The 15,965-nt window shown below is 60.6% G+C and carries 13 protein-coding genes; 6 read left to right on the top strand and 7 right to left on the bottom strand.

Features of this window, described 5'->3' with window-relative positions:
* The first annotated feature begins 11 nt into the window (after positions 1-11).
* The 5 genes from mak to ACL2XG_RS21915 all read left to right on the top strand — a co-directional run bounded on the left by mak (position 12) and on the right by ACL2XG_RS21915 (position 5,524).
* Positions 12-920 (top strand): fructokinase, encoded by a 909-nt coding sequence (gene mak / locus ACL2XG_RS21895; protein ID WP_410013851.1) that lies wholly within the window; start codon positions 12-14, stop codon positions 918-920.
* Between the two features lie 105 nt (positions 921-1,025).
* Positions 1,026-1,259, top strand: coding sequence for a hypothetical protein (locus tag ACL2XG_RS21900; RefSeq protein WP_410013852.1), 234 nt, complete (start codon positions 1,026-1,028; stop codon positions 1,257-1,259).
* Between the two features lie 242 nt (positions 1,260-1,501).
* Entirely contained in the window at positions 1,502-2,656 is a 1,155-nt protein-coding gene (locus ACL2XG_RS21905) for a mandelate racemase/muconate lactonizing enzyme family protein (RefSeq protein ID WP_413721265.1), read from the top strand.
* A complete protein-coding gene (locus tag ACL2XG_RS21910) occupies positions 2,656-3,942 on the top strand; it encodes an MFS transporter (RefSeq protein WP_410013854.1) in 1,287 nt (428 codons plus the stop codon). The genes ACL2XG_RS21905 and ACL2XG_RS21910 overlap by 1 nt, the downstream gene beginning before the upstream one ends.
* 307 nt (positions 3,943-4,249) lie before the next feature.
* A complete protein-coding gene (locus ACL2XG_RS21915) occupies positions 4,250-5,524 on the top strand; it encodes a type II restriction endonuclease (protein ID WP_410013857.1) in 1,275 nt (424 codons plus the stop codon).
* A gap of 156 nt (positions 5,525-5,680) precedes the next feature.
* Here the strand turns inward: ACL2XG_RS21915 and focA are convergent, their stop codons facing one another.
* Positions 5,681-6,538: a formate transporter FocA gene (focA, locus tag ACL2XG_RS21920; RefSeq protein WP_410013858.1), complete on the bottom strand. Its 858-nt coding sequence runs from the start codon at positions 6,536-6,538 to the stop codon at positions 5,681-5,683.
* A 407-nt stretch (positions 6,539-6,945) separates the two neighbouring features.
* On the opposite strand from focA, the gene ACL2XG_RS21925 reads away from it, so the two are divergent.
* Positions 6,946-8,949 carry a sigma 54-interacting transcriptional regulator gene (locus ACL2XG_RS21925; protein WP_413721264.1) on the top strand — a complete coding sequence of 668 codons (2,004 nt, stop codon included), beginning with the start codon at positions 6,946-6,948 and terminating at the stop codon, positions 8,947-8,949.
* 1,704 nt (positions 8,950-10,653) lie between these two features.
* Here the strand turns inward: ACL2XG_RS21925 and fdhF are convergent.
* The 6 genes from fdhF to hyfH all read right to left on the bottom strand — a co-directional run bounded on the left by fdhF (position 10,654) and on the right by hyfH (position 15,957).
* Positions 10,654-12,813: a formate dehydrogenase subunit alpha gene (gene fdhF / locus ACL2XG_RS21930; RefSeq protein ID WP_410013860.1), complete on the bottom strand. Its 2,160-nt coding sequence runs from the start codon at positions 12,811-12,813 to the stop codon at positions 10,654-10,656.
* A 61-nt stretch (positions 12,814-12,874) separates the two neighbouring features.
* Positions 12,875-13,414, bottom strand: coding sequence for a 4Fe-4S dicluster domain-containing protein (locus ACL2XG_RS21935; protein WP_410013861.1), 540 nt, complete (start codon positions 13,412-13,414; stop codon positions 12,875-12,877).
* A gap of 276 nt (positions 13,415-13,690) precedes the next feature.
* The gene (hycI, locus tag ACL2XG_RS21940; protein WP_413723488.1) at positions 13,691-14,134 is read right to left on the bottom strand and encodes a hydrogenase maturation peptidase HycI; all 444 of its coding nucleotides are present in this window, start codon (positions 14,132-14,134) and stop codon (positions 13,691-13,693) included.
* A gap of 98 nt (positions 14,135-14,232) precedes the next feature.
* Entirely contained in the window at positions 14,233-14,634 is a 402-nt protein-coding gene (locus tag ACL2XG_RS21945) for a formate hydrogenlyase maturation HycH family protein (protein ID WP_413721263.1), read from the bottom strand.
* Entirely contained in the window at positions 14,627-15,409 is a 783-nt protein-coding gene (locus ACL2XG_RS21950; RefSeq protein ID WP_413721262.1) for an NADH-quinone oxidoreductase subunit B family protein, read from the bottom strand. Before ACL2XG_RS21950 ends, ACL2XG_RS21945 begins: the two co-directional genes overlap by 8 nt.
* Complete coding sequence (gene hyfH, locus ACL2XG_RS21955; RefSeq protein ID WP_413721261.1) at positions 15,406-15,957, bottom strand: hydrogenase 4 subunit H; 552 nt, start codon at positions 15,955-15,957, stop codon at positions 15,406-15,408. The genes ACL2XG_RS21950 and hyfH overlap by 4 nt, the downstream gene beginning before the upstream one ends.
* Positions 15,958-15,965 lie beyond the last annotated feature (8 nt).

Below are 15,965 nucleotides of genomic sequence, written 5' to 3' on the forward strand. Positions count from 1 at the left end.
AAGGTATCCGTATGTATATTGGCATTGATTTAGGCGGCACCAAGACCGAGGTTATCGCGCTGGATCCGGCGGGCGGCGAACTGTACCGTTACCGGGTGCCGACGCCGCGCGACGATTATGCGGCGACGCTTGCCACCATCCGCGATCTGATCCTGGGGGCGGAGCGGGCGGTGGGCGAACAGGGCTCCATCGGCATCGGCATTCCCGGCAGCCTGTCCCGGCTGACCGGCAAGGTCAAGAACGCCAATTCGGTATGGCTTAACGGCCGGCCGTTCAAGGAGGATTTGGGCGCGCTGCTGGGGCGTCCCATTACGGTTGCCAACGACGCCAACTGCCTGGCGATATCCGAGGCCACCGACGGCGCCGGCGCCGGCGAGGAAATGGTGTTCGCGGTGATCATCGGCACCGGCTGCGGCGGGGGCCTGGCGGTCAACGGCCGGGTATATGCCGGCCATAACGGCATCGCCGGCGAGTGGGGCCATAATCCGCTGCCCTGGCCCGACGCGACCGAATTGGTATACCAGCGCGAGGTGCCCTGTTACTGCGGCAAAACCGGCTGTAATGAAACCTTTATCTCCGGCACCGGTTTTGCCACCGCCTACCGGCGCGCCGCCGGGGCGACCCTGAGCGGCGCGGAAATCGCCCGGCGCGCCGGGGACGGCGACGGCGACGCCGAACTGGCGCTGCAGCAGTATGAGCGCCGCCTGGCCAAGGCGCTGGCCGGCGTGATTAATACCCTGGACCCGCGGGTGATTGTGCTGGGGGGCGGCATGAGCAACGTGGATCGGCTGTATACCACGCTGCCGGCGCTATTGCCGCAATGGGTATTCGGCGGCGAGTGCGATACGCCGGTGCGCAAAGCCCGTCATGGTGATTCCAGCGGGGTTCGCGGCGCGGCCTGGCTGCCGCGCATCGATTAGCACGCCGTGTCTGTCTATCGGCGTAATAGAATGGGTCGGTAATGCCATTAAAGGTCTATGCTTAGCGGTATAGACCTTTTTATCTCTTGAATGGAGCACAACGCCATGACCGACCCTAAAACCGATGCGGTAAAAACCGGCGAATCCAATGCCGGCGAAGGACAGAAACCCGAGGATGTGACCATCAGCCAGGGGCTGGGTAAGCTTTTCGAGGCGGAAGAAGAATTGACCGATGAGCAGACGGACGCCATGGCCGAAAAGGCCCGGGCGGCGGCCAAAGACAGCCGGGCCGAACGCGATAACAAGAACGCCCAGATAGCCTCGGGCAACGATAAATAATCGCCCCCCCGGGGCTTATTGCCGCCGGCGCGCCCGCGCCGGCACGCCGCGCATCCCGCACTGAAATTTCGTGACCGGCCTCTCACCATCTTATTCATTTGCACAAATAATTTCATTTCCCCACGCGCAACACTGTGCCGTTTTCCAATGTTGGCGCAAAAACCGCTAACTATAATGACTTATATCCCAATAACTTAACGCCGATATCCGGCAAATAAACCGACCGCGTAGAGGCACAGGTTATGAAGATTACCGCGATTGAAGTGATGCGCGTGGCGATGCCGTTCACGTCCGGCAGAAGCAGCGACCAGACGGGCGGCGGCGGGGATGACGCCTATAATGCCGCCTCGCGCGAGCTGACCCGCATGGAAACATTATTGGTGCGTGTGACCACGGACGACGGTCTGCAGGGATGGGGCGAGGGGTTTGGTCATTTGTCCAATCCCGTGACCTACGCCGCGCTGGACGGCCCGGTGGGACGATTTTTCCTCGGCCGGTCCTTCGACGGCACGACCGCGGGCTTAGGACAACTGATGGATCACGCGCAGCGGGCTTTTCATGCCTTTGGCCGCAGCGGGCCGGTCCAGTTCGCGCTGTCGGCGATGGATATCGCCTTATGGGATCTGTGCGCCAAACAGGCCGGTAAACCGTTGTGGCAGCTATTGGGCGCCGCACGCGGGGAAATTGGCGTGTACGCCAGCCTGGTAAGCTATGACAACGACCCGTCGCAGGTGGCCGCCCATGCCCTGCGCGCCTACCGCGCCGGCTTTCGCGCCATCAAGCTGCATGAAACCGAGTATGCCGCCATCGCGGCGGCGCGCGACGCCTTGCCGGACGACGCGCAGCTGATGGTGGACGTAAACTGCCCGTGGCCGGTGGACGAAGCCTGCCGGCGGGCGCAGGCCCTCAATGAACTGGGCCTGGCCTGGCTGGAGGAACCGGTCTGGCCGCCGGACGATCTGGCCGGACTGGCCCGGGTGCGGGCCTGCGGCACGCCCATCGCCGCCGGCGAAAATGCCCAGGGCGTGCAGGGATTTCTACAGCATTTCGCGGCGGGGGCCGTCAGCGTCGCCCAGCCGAGCGTGGCCAAAATCGGCGGCATCAGCGCCGCCCTTGACGTTTACCGGCTGGCGCGCCATTACGGGGTAAAAGTGGTGCCGCATTGCTTCTATTATGGCGCGGCGCTATTGGCCACGGCGCATCTGGTGGCCACGTTGCCGGAGGATATCGCGCTCGAGGTGCCCTATTTGCAGTGGCCCGAACCCTTATATGCCGAACTGGATTTCCAGCCGCGCCTGCGGCTGCCCACCACCCCGGGGCTGGGATTCGCCCCGGATGAAGACCTTCTCGCACGCTACCGCGTTGCCCATAGCAGCCTGACCCGGGAGAAAGCCTGATGTTTAAGCATAACTATCGTTTTATCGTGGCGTTGCTGCTGTTCGCCGCCGGCATGCTCAACTATCTCGATCGCGCGGCGCTCTCGGTGATGGCGCCGCTGATTAAACAGGATTTGCATATCGGCGATGCGCAGATGGGCATTTTATTCAGCTTCTTTTTTGTCGGCTATTGCCTGTTCTGCTTTATCGGCGGCTGGGGGGCGGACAGGTTCGGCCCGCGCAGAGTGTATGCCTGGGCCGCCGGCTTCTGGTCGTTCTTTTGCGGCGCCACAGCCCTGGCCACCGGTTTTGGCCATCTGCTTATCGTGCGCATCCTGTTCGGCATCGGCGAAGGACCGATGGGCACCACCACCAATAAATCCATTTCCAATTGGTTTCCGCGCCGGGAAGTGGGTAGGGCGGTGGGCTTTACCAACGCCGGCCAGCCGCTGGGCGCGGCCGTCGCCGCGCCGATTGTCGGCCTGGTGGGGCTTAACTTCGGCTGGCGCGTCTCTTTTGTGGTGATTGCCTGCCTGGGCTTTGTCTGGCTGGCGCTGTGGCTGGTGTTTTTTCGCGACCGTCCGGAGCAGCACCGCCGCGTCTCCCCGCAGGAGGTGGCGCTGATCACCGCCGATCGCCCGGCCAAACCCGCGGCTGCGGCCGCCGGCGCGCAGAAACACGGCGTGTTCTTTTTTGTGCTGTCGATGCCGGTTTTGGGCGTGGCGGCGGCGTTCTTTTGTTTTAACTATATCCAGTTCTTTTTCCTGTCATGGCTGCCCAGCTACCTGACGGATTTCCAGCATCTGGATATCAAGAGCATGAGTATTGTCGGCATCCTGCCCTGGCTCGGCGCGACGGTCGGCTTTATCGGCGGCGGGCTCGTCTGCGACGCCCTGTTCCGCAAAACCGGCAACTTCCTGCTGTCGCGCAAGCTGGTCATCGTGTGCGGCCTGGCCATCGCCGCGCTGTGCGTGCTGATGACCGCCTATGCGTCCAGCTTAGGGGCGGCGGTCACCCTGATAACCGTCGCCAGCGTTTTCGCCTATATGACGCCGCAGGCGTGCTGGTCGCTGTTGCAGGATATCGTGCCGGCGCAGCGCATCGGTTCCGCCGGCGGGTTTGTCCACCTGCTGGCCAATTTGGCCGGTATCCTGTCCCCCGGCATCACCGGCTTTTTGATCCAGTACGGCGGCGGCTACCATTCGGCGTTTATCCTCGCCAGTATCCTGGCGGTGGCCGGTATCGTGGTGATGCTGCTGTTTGTGCGCCAGCGCAAGGTGGATAGCCTTCGCCTGCAGGCCGCTTAGGCTTCACTCCCCTTACGCGCGCGATGCCATGCCTGGCCGTCGCGCGCGGGCCATTGCTAAGCCGCCAGGCGGCGATAGGCGATGCCAAAAAGGAGCGCCTCCTTGCCCGCCGTTTGCCGCCGCGCCGGTTTTCGTCCCTCAATTGATGATCCACGACAATAACCCCCGGCGCCCGGCGGCTAAAATAAAGCGCGCGCCCCGCTTTGCCATGACGATAACCAGAAAGCGGCGCGGCGCTGAAAAAGAGGCCGGTTGCGCTTTCGTTTTCCGGTAATGATGCCGGCGGGTATGTCAGGGTGGGAAAGCGATGAATGAAGACGCGGTGGGTCTGTTAATCGAGCGGTGGCGCAACGATCCGGCCGGCACCTATCAAAGCTGGTTTTTATGGGATCAGCGCATCAAGAATTTCCGGTCGATCCGCCGGGGCATCACGCAGGTGGTGGATGAAATCGAGCGCGGGGTCTTCGGCAATCAGTATCGCGGCTCGTCATTGGAAACCATCGTCCATTCGATTGCGGAACAGCGGCAGATATTCAAGGGCGCCGATCACGCCTTTTTATGGAAACCCAAGCTGCGTATTCCCGATATTTATGAAAACGCGGACCATCAGCGCGCCTTCGGCCATTTGCTGTTTACCTGTGCCGGCTGCACCGGCGCCGACCCGATTATCAGCGCCATCCACCACATCGATCGCCTGGCGATTAAAGGATTGGGGCCGGCGGTGGCCAATTTGCTTTATTTTCTCCATCCAACGCTGATGCCGCCGTGCAATACCGCTATCGTCAAAGGCTACAATGCCCTCACCGGCGCCAACGTTAAACTGGGCAAATGGCAGGAGTACCTGGCCATGCGGCGCGGCATTATCGCGCTGAACGAGACCTGGCGCCCGTTGCTGTCGAACGATTTTGGCGCGATAGCGGGATTATTGTTCGATCTGGGCAGCGGGCGTTACCCGGTTCCGCCCCGCGCCGATGACCGCGAGGGGCGCCGGATCTGGGAAGCGGATCTGGCGCAGGTGCGTGCCGACGGCGCCGGCGCGGCCAAGGCGCAGCAGCTGGCGGGCGAAAACGAGCGCACCCATACCGAGATCCAGGGCTGGCTGCGCGATCTGGGCCTGGCCCTGGGCTACAGCGTGTGGATTGCGTCCAACGATCGCCGGCGTCCTTATGGCAACGGCGTGCTCGGGTCCGGCTGCCTGGAGCAGTTGCCGGCGGATATTGTCGCCTCGCCCGCCGCCGACGCCATCCGGCTGATTGACGTGCTATGGCTGAACGCGCAGCGCGATCGGGTGATGGCGGCGTTTGAGGTGGAGCATACCACCTCGATCTACTCCGGCATCGTGCGCATGCTGGATCTGGCCCTGAGCGGCGATACCCAGGCCAGCGAAGGGCTGTTCCTGGTGGCGCCGGACAACCGTGAGACGGAGGTGCAGGCCCAGCTGCGCCGTCCGGCCTTCAGCCGCGTGGCCGATATGAAAGTGCGTTACCTGCCCTACAGCGAATTGGCGAATCATCGCGCAGCGCTGGCGCGCTTCGGCAACGGCATCAAAGGCATGTACGCCATCTCCAAAGACCTGGCCTGATCGCGGGGGCTGCTTGATGGTGGCCGGCACGGGCGGCGGCTGTCGATTTTTTGTTCGTCAAAAGTGCCGTCGGCGGCGGCGATTCGTCACCCGTGACGGTGAGAAACCGACGCGGGTTGTGCGTCTTCCCGCCGCCGGTTAGGTTGCGCCGGCAGCTTAGCTGTGGGCATTGCCCGGACGCAGGTAAATCACCCAGTAGGTTAATCCCACCAGCAGGCCGCCGCCGATAATATTGCCGAGGGTCACTGGTATCAGATTATCGACGATAAACTGGCCCACCGTCAGCGAGGCGTACTGATCCGGCGAGGCGTGGATGGCCTGCCAGAAGTCGGGCGGGGCAAAATCACGGATAAGAATAGCCAGGGGAATCAGGAACATATTGGCGATGCTGTGCTCAAAACCGCTGGCGACAAACATACCGATGGGCAGCAGCATGGCGAAGATTTTATCGCTGAGCGAATGGCCCGAATAGCTCAGCCACACCGCCAGGCAGACCATCAGGTTGGCCAGGATCCCCAGGCAGACCGCCTCGATAAAGGTATGGTGCATCTTGTGATCGGCGGTTTGCAGCACGTTCAGGCCCCAGCCGCCGTTGCCCGCCATATACTGGCCGGCAAACCAGATCAGCGCCACGAAAAACAACGCCCCCGCCAGGTTGCCGATATAAACGTTTATCCAGTTCAGGGTCAATTGCCGCCAGGTGATTTTGCCGCTGGCCTTGGCCACCACCGTCAGCACCGTTGAGGTAAACAGATCGGCGCCGCACACCACCACCAGGATCAGGCCCAGCGAAAAACACAGCCCGCCCACCAGTTTGGTCAGGCCGCCGGCGGGGCCGGGACCGGCGGTCACGGTAATATAAAAAGCAAAGGCAATGGAGATGAACATGCCGGCGGTCATGGCCAGGAAAAAGGTCATCTCCGGTTTTTTCATGGTCTTGTATACCCCCGCCTGCTCGGCCATTTTGGCCATTTCCGCAGGCAGGCGCAGATCAAAATAATTTTCGCTATTCATAATGACTCCCGGTTATTTTGCAATAACTGCTTGTTATTTACCTTCAGAACATGTGCTTACAGAGATAAAAAGCGTGAGACGCGAGGATTAATGCATTTCCCATACCAGTGTTGATTAATGATAAGATGCCGGGGGCGGGGTAGGGTAAATCTAGGGCATTGAGCGGCAAGGAAAAATGTAAAAGAGAATTATTTTCATCACGGTGCAAAATAATTATCCGCCGTGAGAAATATAAATCGTAATATAATTAAATATATATCGATTGCGCCGTTTTTGCCCGTTACGGCGCGGCCGCAAAATGAAATGCCGCATCAGATCAAATTAATGACCCGCGTGAATATTTTTTCCCTCCACTCTCCTTTAAAATACAGCGAAGGAATAAATGTGAATATTGCGAAACTATCCTGATGCTCAAGACGTCGAATGATACTGAACATAGCGGGTTATGGCAGGATGCGATCATCGAGCTCTCGCAACGGCTTTTTTTCCAGCGCGACGCCGAATCCCTGCTGGCCGCGCTGTTGCCGCTGCCGATCCCCTGTCAGTGTATTGACCTGATGCTTTCGCTGCCCAAACGCCATCTGATTTGCGATAAGAACGGCGCGCGCGCCGCGCCGGCGCCGCTTCCCGACGACGAACTGGCGGAACCCCTTAGCCGGTGCGCGTTGCCGGTCGCCTCTCCCCGCAGGCAGTTTGGCGAGGTGATATTTACCCGCGCCGACGGCTACCATTACAGCCGGGACGAACGGGCTTTTTTGCGCCGCCTGGCGCAGCTGCTGGCGCTGGCGCTGGAAAATCTTGGCGTCCATGAAACCCTGCGCCAGGAAAACGACCAGTTGCGCCATGAGCGCGATCATCACCGCATCCTGGTGGATGTCACCAATTCGGTCCTTTCCTGCCTGGATATGGATGCGCTGGCCGCGGAAGTATCAAAGGAGATACACCGGTTTTTCGGCATCGACTATATCAGCCTGGCGCTGTGCGAGGGCGGCGGCGACAACGCCTCGCTTAATGTTTACCTGACCCGCTATACGGCGGGCACGCAGATGCGCCGCGAGCAAAAGCGCGTGCCCATGGCGGGCAGCCGCCTGGCGGCGCGGGTGTTGACGGAGTGCCGGCCGCTGCTGGTGGATTTGCGCGACGCGCCGCAGCTTGGCGACGAAGATCCCCATTTGGCGGCCATGCTGGATGACGGGCTGCAGACCTTATGCCTGCTGCCGCTGGTGTTCGGGCACAAGCCGCTGGGCATCCTGAAACTGGCGCTGTGCAGCAGCGACACGTTTAGCGAGGACAACCTGCGCCTGCTCAGTCAGGTCAGCGCCCGTATCGCCATCGCGGTGGACAATGCCCGTTCCTATGATGAGATTTCCCGGTTAAAGGATAACCTGGAACATGAAAACATCTGGCTCAACGAGCAGATGCACGACAGCGGCAGCTTCGGTGAAATTATCTGGCAAAGCGCGGCGATGAGCGCGCTGCTGGAGCAGGTGGAAATGGTGGCGGACAGCGACAGCACGGTGCTGATTTTAGGCGAAACCGGCACCGGCAAGGAGCTGATTGCCCGCGCCATTCACAACCACAGCGCGCGCAGCGGCAAACGCATGGTGAAAATGAACTGCGCCGCCGTGCCGTCCGGCCTGATGGAAAGCGATTTGTTCGGCCACGAAAAGGGCGCCTTTACCGGCGCCATTACGACCCGCCAGGGGCGTTTTGAGCTGGCTGAAGGCGGTACGCTGTTTCTCGACGAAGTGGGGGACATGCCGCTGGAACTGCAGCCCAAGCTGCTGCGGGTATTGCAGGAGCGTGAAATCGAACGGCTCGGCGGCAGTAAAGTGATTCCGGTGAACGCGCGGCTGATTGCCGCCACTAACCGCGATCTGAAGCAAATGGTGGCGGATCGGGAATACCGCAGCGACCTGTACTACCGGCTGAACGTTTTTCCCATCACCATCCCGCCGCTGCGCGACAGGCCGGAGGATATTCCGCTGCTGGCCAAGTTTTTCACCCAGAAAATCTCCCGGCGCATGAACCGCGCCATCGACAGCATTCCCGGCGAGACCCTGCGCCAGCTCAGTCAGTATCCGTGGCCGGGCAACGTGCGCGAGCTGGAGAATGTGATTGAGCGGGCGGTGATCCTCACGCGCGGCAATACGTTGAACCTGCGCCTCGATGAACTGCAGCGCGCCGCGCCGGTGGCCGACGCGCCCGCGCCCCATGCGGCGCCCAGGCCAAGGCCCGATACCGCCCCGCCGGAAAACGACGAGGCGGAACGGGTGCGGATTATCCAGGCGCTGCGCGAGGCCAACGGCATCGTGGCCGGGCCGCGCGGCGCGGCCTTCAAGCTGGGCGTCAAGCGCACCACGCTGCTGTCGCGCATGCAGCGCCTCGGGATTTCACCTCAGGAATGGTAGCCCGCCTCGTTGCCGGATTCGCCATGCCGGGAGGGTAAAAAGCTGGTTTGCGCCTGGCTGTTGTTGATAATGCGATTATTGGCTATCGGGTGAATATCTGCCGGCACAGGTTGGTTTTAGGGGAAGCCGGTGAGGGTTAGGTTGGAGACGGTTTTGCGTTTATGTTAAGTCGGTGACGGTTTCGCGTTTATGTGGGATCGGAGACGGTTTCGCGTTTATGTTGGGTCGGTGGCGGTTTCGCGTTTATGTCGGGTCGGTGGCGGTTTCGCGTTTATGTTGGGTCGGTGACGGTTTCGCGTTTATGTCGGGTCGGTGGCGGTTTCGCGTTTATGCTGGGTCGGTGACGGTTTCGCGTTTATGTCGGGTCGGTGGCGGTTTCGCGTTTATGTTGGGTCGGTGGCGGTTTCGCGTTTATGTGGGATCGGAGACGGTTTCGCTTGCCTTGCGTTCGGTGGTTATATGGAATGCCGGGTGCCGGCAAGCGACAAGGAGGTTCGCTGCGCCCGAACCTCCTTGACCTCCGGGCGTCCGGCAGATCGTGCGCCGCTGCGCGGTGCCCGGCATCACGCATCCCGGCTTTTGGACCGCACGGGACGCGCTCCCGGCGCGGCCCTTAGCTTTCGCCGCTCCCGGCGGCTCATCCAGCCGTGCTACGCGCCGCCGGCGCACTCTATGCCGGCAACAAGGTCAACACCAACGTCTGTTGGATGATGCGTTTTTGCCAGATTTCAGGCGCATGCACTTTCCGGGCAAATGATCGGGGACTTACGGTCTATGGCCGAATTCTACTGGCTAAATGCTAAATGCTAAATGCTAAATGCTAAATGCTAAATGCTAAATGCTAAATGCTAAATGCTAAATGCTAAATGCTAAATGCTAAATGCTAAATGCTAAATGCTAAATGCTAATGTCGAATGTCGAATGTCGAATGCTGATGCTGATGCTGATGCTGATGCTGATGCTGATGCTGATGGTGTTGAATGTTGGATGTTGGATGTTGGATGCTGAAGATTGAAGATTGAAGATTGAAGATTGAAGATTGAAGATTGAAGATTGAAGATTGAAGATTGATACTTTCCGGTATGACCTGATACTTCGCTGTGCCATTGCCTGCCATTGTGATTAGCTGCATCTCAATTGCATGCCGGCTCCCAATAAACAACAGCGACTATATTGTTCCCAATAAAACCTCACTGACCGCGACATAGGTCCCGGCATAGAGCGCGCTGACGTTGCCTGTGACCCCGGCATGAGCCGCCGGGAGCGGCGAAAGGCCCGGTGGCGCCGGGAGCGCTAACCGGGCCGGTGCATAACGGGGGCATGGGCGGCGGAAGGCATCGCGCAGCGACGCGCGACCTGCCGGGCGCGCGGAGGTCAAGGAGGCCGTCGCGGTACGGCCTCTTTGTCGCTTGCCGGCGCCCGGCATTCCATATAACCACCGAACGCAAGGCAAGCGAACCCGTCACCGATCCCACACAAACGCGAACCCGTCTCCGATCCCACATAAACGCGAACCCGTCTCCGATCCCACATAAACGCGAACCCGTCACCGATCCCACATAAACGCGAACCCGTCACCGATCCCACATAACCGCGAACCCGTCACCGACCCAACATAAACGCGAAACCGTCACCGACCCAACATAAAAAAAACCGGTGCCAGCCTAGCATACAGGCTAAGCCGGCACCGGTTTAACACTGCTATCAGGCGGGAATAATCGCGTCATCCACCGCATTGCGCAGCCGCGCCTTCAGCTGGCTATATTCCGTCTGTACGTAACTTTCCGCCCAGCGCTGATCGGCGATGGCCTCCAGTTTCACTGCGCAGTACTTATATTCCGGCGTTTTCGAGATAGGATCGAGATGATCGATCGTCAGCTCGTTACAGGCGCCAATCCACCACTGATAGGTCATGTACACCGCCCCGAGGTTGATGCGCTCGCTTACCGAGGCCCGGGTAATCACCTTGCCGCGGCGCGAGGTGACCCACACCAGCTGCTGATCGCGGATACCCAGCCGTTCGGCGTCCTGCGGGTTAATCTGCACATAACCCGGTTCGTCGGCCAGGGTGGCCAGCGCGGTACAGTTGCCGGTCATCGAACGGCAGGAATAATGCCCCACTTCGCGCACGGTACAGAGCACCAGCGGGAAATCGCCGTCCACCAGATCCATCGGCGCGCGCCACTCGGCGGCGAACAACAGTCCCTTGCCGCCCGGACGGTCAAACTTATTGCCCGCATACAGCCACGGCGTGCCCGGACTGCTTTCCTCGGTGCACGGCCAGGGAATATACCCGTACCCGGCCAGCTTCTCATAGGTGGCGCCCACATACAGCGGACACAGGCCGCGCAGCTCGTCCCAGATTTCCTTGGTGTTGTTGTAATGCATCGGATAGCCCAACGCGGTGGCCAGCAGGCTGATGATTTCCCAGTCCGGCTTAACGTTAAACTTCGGCTCGATGGCTTTTTCAAAATGCTGGAAACCCCGATCCGCCGCGGTATAGACCCCCTCATGCTCGCCCCAGGACGTGGCGGGCAGAATCACGTCGGCTTCCGACGCCGTCTTGGTCATAAAGATATCCTGCACGATCAGCAGGTCCAGCTGTTTGAACGCCTGGCGCATCACCGACAGATCCGGCTCGGTCTGCAACGGATCCTCACCCATCACATAGTTGGCCCTGATTTCGCCGCTTAGGATCTTATGCGGCACGTCGGTCAGGGTAAAACCCGGCTCCGGATCAAGCGTTTCCACGCCCCAGGCGCGGGCGAATTTTTCCCGCGCCGCCGGATCGGTCACCGGCTGGTAGCCGGGGAACATATTCGGCAGCGCGCCCATATCGCAGGCGCCCTGCACATTATTCTGCCCGCGCACCGGGCCGACGCCGACGTTCGGCTTGCCCAGATTGCCGGTCAGCAGCGCCAGGCCGGAAAGCCCTTTCACCACATCCACCGCCTGGCCCCATTGGGTCACGCCCATGCCCCATAAAATGGTGGCGGTGGGCGCGGCGGCGTACATGCGCATGGCTTCCCTGATTTGCTGCGCCGGCAGGCCGGTAATTTCCTCGGCATATTCCGGCGTATATTTGGCCACGATAGCGCGGTATTCGTCGAACCCTTCGGTATGGCGCGCGACGTAATCGGCGTCATACAGCCCTTCGTTGATCAATACGTGGGCGAATGCGTTCACCAGCGCCATATTGGAGCCGTTTTTCAGCGGCAACCACAGGTCGGCCAGACGCGCGGTTTCGATACGCCGGGGATCGCAGACGATCACCTTGGCGCCTTTCTGCTTGGCCTTCAGGATGCGCCGCGCCACGATAGGGTGCGAGTCAGCCGCGTTATAGCCGAATACCAGCAGGCACTTGGTGTCTTCGATTTCGCAAATGGAGTTGCTCATGGCGCCGTTGCCCAGCGTCACCTGCAGGCCGGAAACCGAGGGGCCGTGGCAGACACGGGCGCAGCAGTCGACGTTGTTGTTGCCGATGACCGCGCGGGCGAATTTTTGCATCACGTAATTGGTTTCATTGCCGGTGCCGCGCGAGGAGCCGGTCTGCATAATGGCCTTGGCGCCATATTTCTGCTTGATGTCGCGCAGGCGGGAACTGGTATATTCGATCGCCTCGTCCCAGGACACTTCCTCCAGGTTGCCGCCTTTTTCGCGGCGGATCATCGGGCTGCGCAAGCGGGGGGTCAGCAAGCGGGTGTCATTGAGGAAATCCCAGCCATAATACCCCTTAAGGCATAACTGGCCCTGGTTGGTGACGCCGTCCGCCGCTTCCGCGCCGACGACATTACCGTTTTCAACCAACAGGTTGATCTTGCAGCCGGAGCCGCAGTACGGACATACGGTGAGTGCTTTATGCATTATGCCATACCCCTTGTGGAGGATTTTTTACCTATCTTCCAGCGGTTAATAAAAGAAGCGGTCATGACAGGACGGCGCTGAAGCCTTCCAACGCGGCCCGCTGCCGTTTTTTCAGTTTCATCATTTCGACGGTTTCGTGGGTCATCAGCACCAGCGCGTCGGTGGGACACACATTCACGCAGGCCTGGCCCCCGGCATGGCCTACGCACAGATCGCATTTCTGCGCTTCCGCCTTGATGCTATGGCCGGCTAGTGGATTACGATCGTCATACACATGGCGCGTGACGATGTCCATGGCGCCATAGGGACAGGCGACGGCGCAGGTTTTGCAGCCGATGCATTTTTCCTGCAATACCTGGATGGAATCCTCGGCGTGGATAATGGCGCCGTTCGGGCAGGCATTGGCGCACGGGGCGTCCTCGCACTGCCGGCACAGCACCGGCGTGCTGATATTCCACTCTTTCATCACTTTCAGGCGCGGCAAAAAATTGTCGTGATTGAGCGCGCCGGGGTGGTCGCCGTTGTGCGCCATGACGCAGGCGACTTCACAAGTGAAGCAGCCAATGCATTTTTGTGGATCGGCAATAACGAACCGGTTCATTCATTTCTCCTCGCGGTTCCATCTGTCGTGGTTCTCGGCCCGGTGGCATGGGCGAGATTATATCCCTATATAAAGCATGGTTTATGCCAGTTTGCACGCGCCGTGCTGTTTTTTTAAGGCTATGAAAAACAAAGAATAAAATCCGGCATTTTTTGACCGCCGGCTGATGATGGGCCCGCAGGCGCCCATATCGTCAGATCCGCTGGCGAACCGGTCGACAAAAGTGTCGACCGGACCAGGTGTCGATAACACGTGACGGGGCGGCATGCGCCGTCCTCAGTCATCCTGCCCGGCGGGCGCCAGCCAGGTGAAACCGCCGTCGCCCCGCCAGTGCGCCAATTGCGCATACAGGGTTTCGACCGCCTCCCTGACCGGCGCGGTCATGGGGAAATAAAATGCCACCACATCGGGCTGGATACCGATAAACCATACCTCTTCCACATCTTCCTTTAATTGATCGATCACAAAGCTCAGCGGAAGATTATGGGTACTCATGATAAACATGTCGGCGATGATGGCGGGGTCCACCAGACGCAGCTCCCCGGGCTTCAGCGACATATCGGCGGCATCCACCACCACCACCCGTTTGGGGCGCAGGGCGCGCACCCGGTGGACCACGTTTTCCGGCGCGGATCCGCCGTTGACCACGGTCCAGCCGGCCACCGGCGCGCGCGCCATCAGCTCCGCAAGCCACGGCCCGGCGCCGTCGTCGCCCATCATGCTGTTGCCGACGGTCAGCACGACGCTGTCGGACACGTCATCGGCGTGGCCGCGGCCGGCCGGCACCATCTTGCCGTCGCCAGCGTGGTCGTCAACGGTCATAATACTCTCCGCACAATCAGGTAAATGGCCGGCTCGGCGGCGATTTCAGCCAGCAGGCCGATCAACCGGGCGCTCCATGTCCCGAAGGGCGCGGGCTGGTTTGCGCGCAGCGGCGCAAAGGCATTGGCCAGCAGGTCGGTATGGGTGCTGTCGATGACGATTTCGCCAAAGGTCAGCAGGCCGTGCATTTTGCGCCGCGCCTCGCCTTCCGGCAGCAGGGCGATCCACTGCTCGTATTGTTCCAGCGGGCAGATGAATTCCTTGTTCAGGCAGTCAATGACCCCCACATGGTGGCCGATGGCCAGAGAGTAATACATCACCTGTTTGGCCTGGGCGGGCATGTCGTCGTCGCTGTCCAGAAACTTTTGGCGCAGCGACCAGAAATAGACCTCAGCCATGATGGGCCTCGCTGTTCAGGGTCAGCATCAGCTGCGCGACGATATCCTGCAAACGCGGATCGTCGGCTTGCCGCAGCCAGTCGTCCACCCGCTGCGCCAAGACCGCGGGCGTGGCGCCGGGCAGCAGCGACAGCAGGGTGTCGCTGATTTCGCGTCCCGCGCGATAGCCCGCCATGCGCCGCGCATCGCGCTCGACCAGCACCCGGGTATGCAGCGGCACATCCGGCAGCAGCAGCGCCGCTTTTTCGTCCGGCTGCTCCAGGTGCGATTCGCCTTTCAGCTTTTGTTCCAGCAGGCCGAGCGCCACGGCAAAACCGTAGATGGTGGCGGCGGGCGTGGGCGGGCAGCCGGGGATCCAGACATCGATGGGCACGATGCTTTCGCTGCCGCTCCAGACGCAGTAAAGATCGTGGAAAATGCCGCCGCCGCAGCCGCAGGCGCCGTAGGAAATGCAGATTTTCGGATCCGGCGCCGCGGCATAGGCGCGCAGCGCCGGCACCCGCATCGCCCGGGTTACCGCGCCGGTAAACAGCAGGATATCCGCGTGGCGTGGCGAGGCCACCACCTTGATGCCGAAGCGTTCGGCGTCGAACAACGGGGTAATGGCGGCGAAGATCTCGATTTCACACCCGTTGCAGCCGCCGCAGTCCACCCGGTAGACATAGGCCGAGCGCTTGATATTCTGCAGCAGCGTTTTTTTGAGCGCCAGGGTATGCGGGTCGGGCGCCACGGGGATGCTGACATGGTGTTGCAGCGGGATGTCTTGCTGGCTCATTGGCTTTCTCTCCCCGCGTCGTGCGGCAGGCGCAGATCGCGGTTGCTTTGCAGGTTCTGGTGACGCTTACAGTCCGGGCAGGTTTCGAACTGCGGGCGCAGCGCGTCCAGCGCGGCTGCGTCCAGGCCGGAATGCGCCAGCAGCGCCAGGGTATAATCGATGGATTTTTTGGCGGTAAAGGGTTGATGGCATACCCGGCATTTCTGCAGGGTAAAGGTGGCGTTCACATACAAATCCGCCTTTTGCGTCACCGCCATTTCAAACTCCTCCGACAGCACGATGGCGCGTGTCGGACAGACTTCCTCGCAGCGGCCGCAGAAAATGCAGCGGCCGAGAAACAGCTGCCAGCGCCGCTCGCCCGACGCCAGGTCCGTTTCCATGGTCAGGGCGTTGGCCGGGCAGACGCTGGTACAGGCGGCGCAGGCAATACACTGCGTGGGGTCATACTGCGGCTTGCCGCGAAATCCCGGCATCACCTCAAGGGGCTTGAACGGGTATTTTACCGTTGGCTCGCCGGCTTTCAGGATGGTTTTAAACAGTTTGAACATCGTTCAAC

The sequence above is a fragment of the Sodalis sp. RH24 genome, from assembly GCF_047324145.1.
In the GTDB taxonomy this organism is placed as follows: Bacteria; Pseudomonadota; Gammaproteobacteria; order Enterobacterales; family Enterobacteriaceae; genus Acerihabitans.

Excerpts from the sequence above, each read along its gene's own strand:
- mak (WP_410013851.1), top strand. The coding sequence starts at position 12 with ATGTATATTGGCATTGATTTAGGCGGCACCAAGACCGAGGTTATCGCG.
- ACL2XG_RS21900 (WP_410013852.1), top strand. The coding sequence starts at position 1,026 with ATGACCGACCCTAAAACCGATGCGGTAAAAACCGGCGAATCCAATGCC.
- ACL2XG_RS21905 (WP_413721265.1), top strand. The coding sequence starts at position 1,502 with ATGAAGATTACCGCGATTGAAGTGATGCGCGTGGCGATGCCGTTCACG.
- ACL2XG_RS21910 (WP_410013854.1), top strand. The coding sequence starts at position 2,656 with ATGTTTAAGCATAACTATCGTTTTATCGTGGCGTTGCTGCTGTTCGCC.
- ACL2XG_RS21915 (WP_410013857.1), top strand. The coding sequence starts at position 4,250 with ATGAATGAAGACGCGGTGGGTCTGTTAATCGAGCGGTGGCGCAACGAT.
- focA (WP_410013858.1), bottom strand. The coding sequence starts at position 6,538 with ATGAATAGCGAAAATTATTTTGATCTGCGCCTGCCTGCGGAAATGGCC.
- ACL2XG_RS21925 (WP_413721264.1), top strand. The coding sequence starts at position 6,946 with ATGCTCAAGACGTCGAATGATACTGAACATAGCGGGTTATGGCAGGAT.
- fdhF (WP_410013860.1), bottom strand. The coding sequence starts at position 12,813 with ATGCATAAAGCACTCACCGTATGTCCGTACTGCGGCTCCGGCTGCAAG.
- ACL2XG_RS21935 (WP_410013861.1), bottom strand. The coding sequence starts at position 13,414 with ATGAACCGGTTCGTTATTGCCGATCCACAAAAATGCATTGGCTGCTTC.
- hycI (WP_413723488.1), bottom strand. The coding sequence starts at position 14,134 with ATGATGGGCGACGACGGCGCCGGGCCGTGGCTTGCGGAGCTGATGGCG.
- ACL2XG_RS21945 (WP_413721263.1), bottom strand. The coding sequence starts at position 14,634 with ATGGCTGAGGTCTATTTCTGGTCGCTGCGCCAAAAGTTTCTGGACAGC.
- ACL2XG_RS21950 (WP_413721262.1), bottom strand. The coding sequence starts at position 15,409 with ATGAGCCAGCAAGACATCCCGCTGCAACACCATGTCAGCATCCCCGTG.
- hyfH (WP_413721261.1), bottom strand. The coding sequence starts at position 15,957 with ATGTTCAAACTGTTTAAAACCATCCTGAAAGCCGGCGAGCCAACGGTA.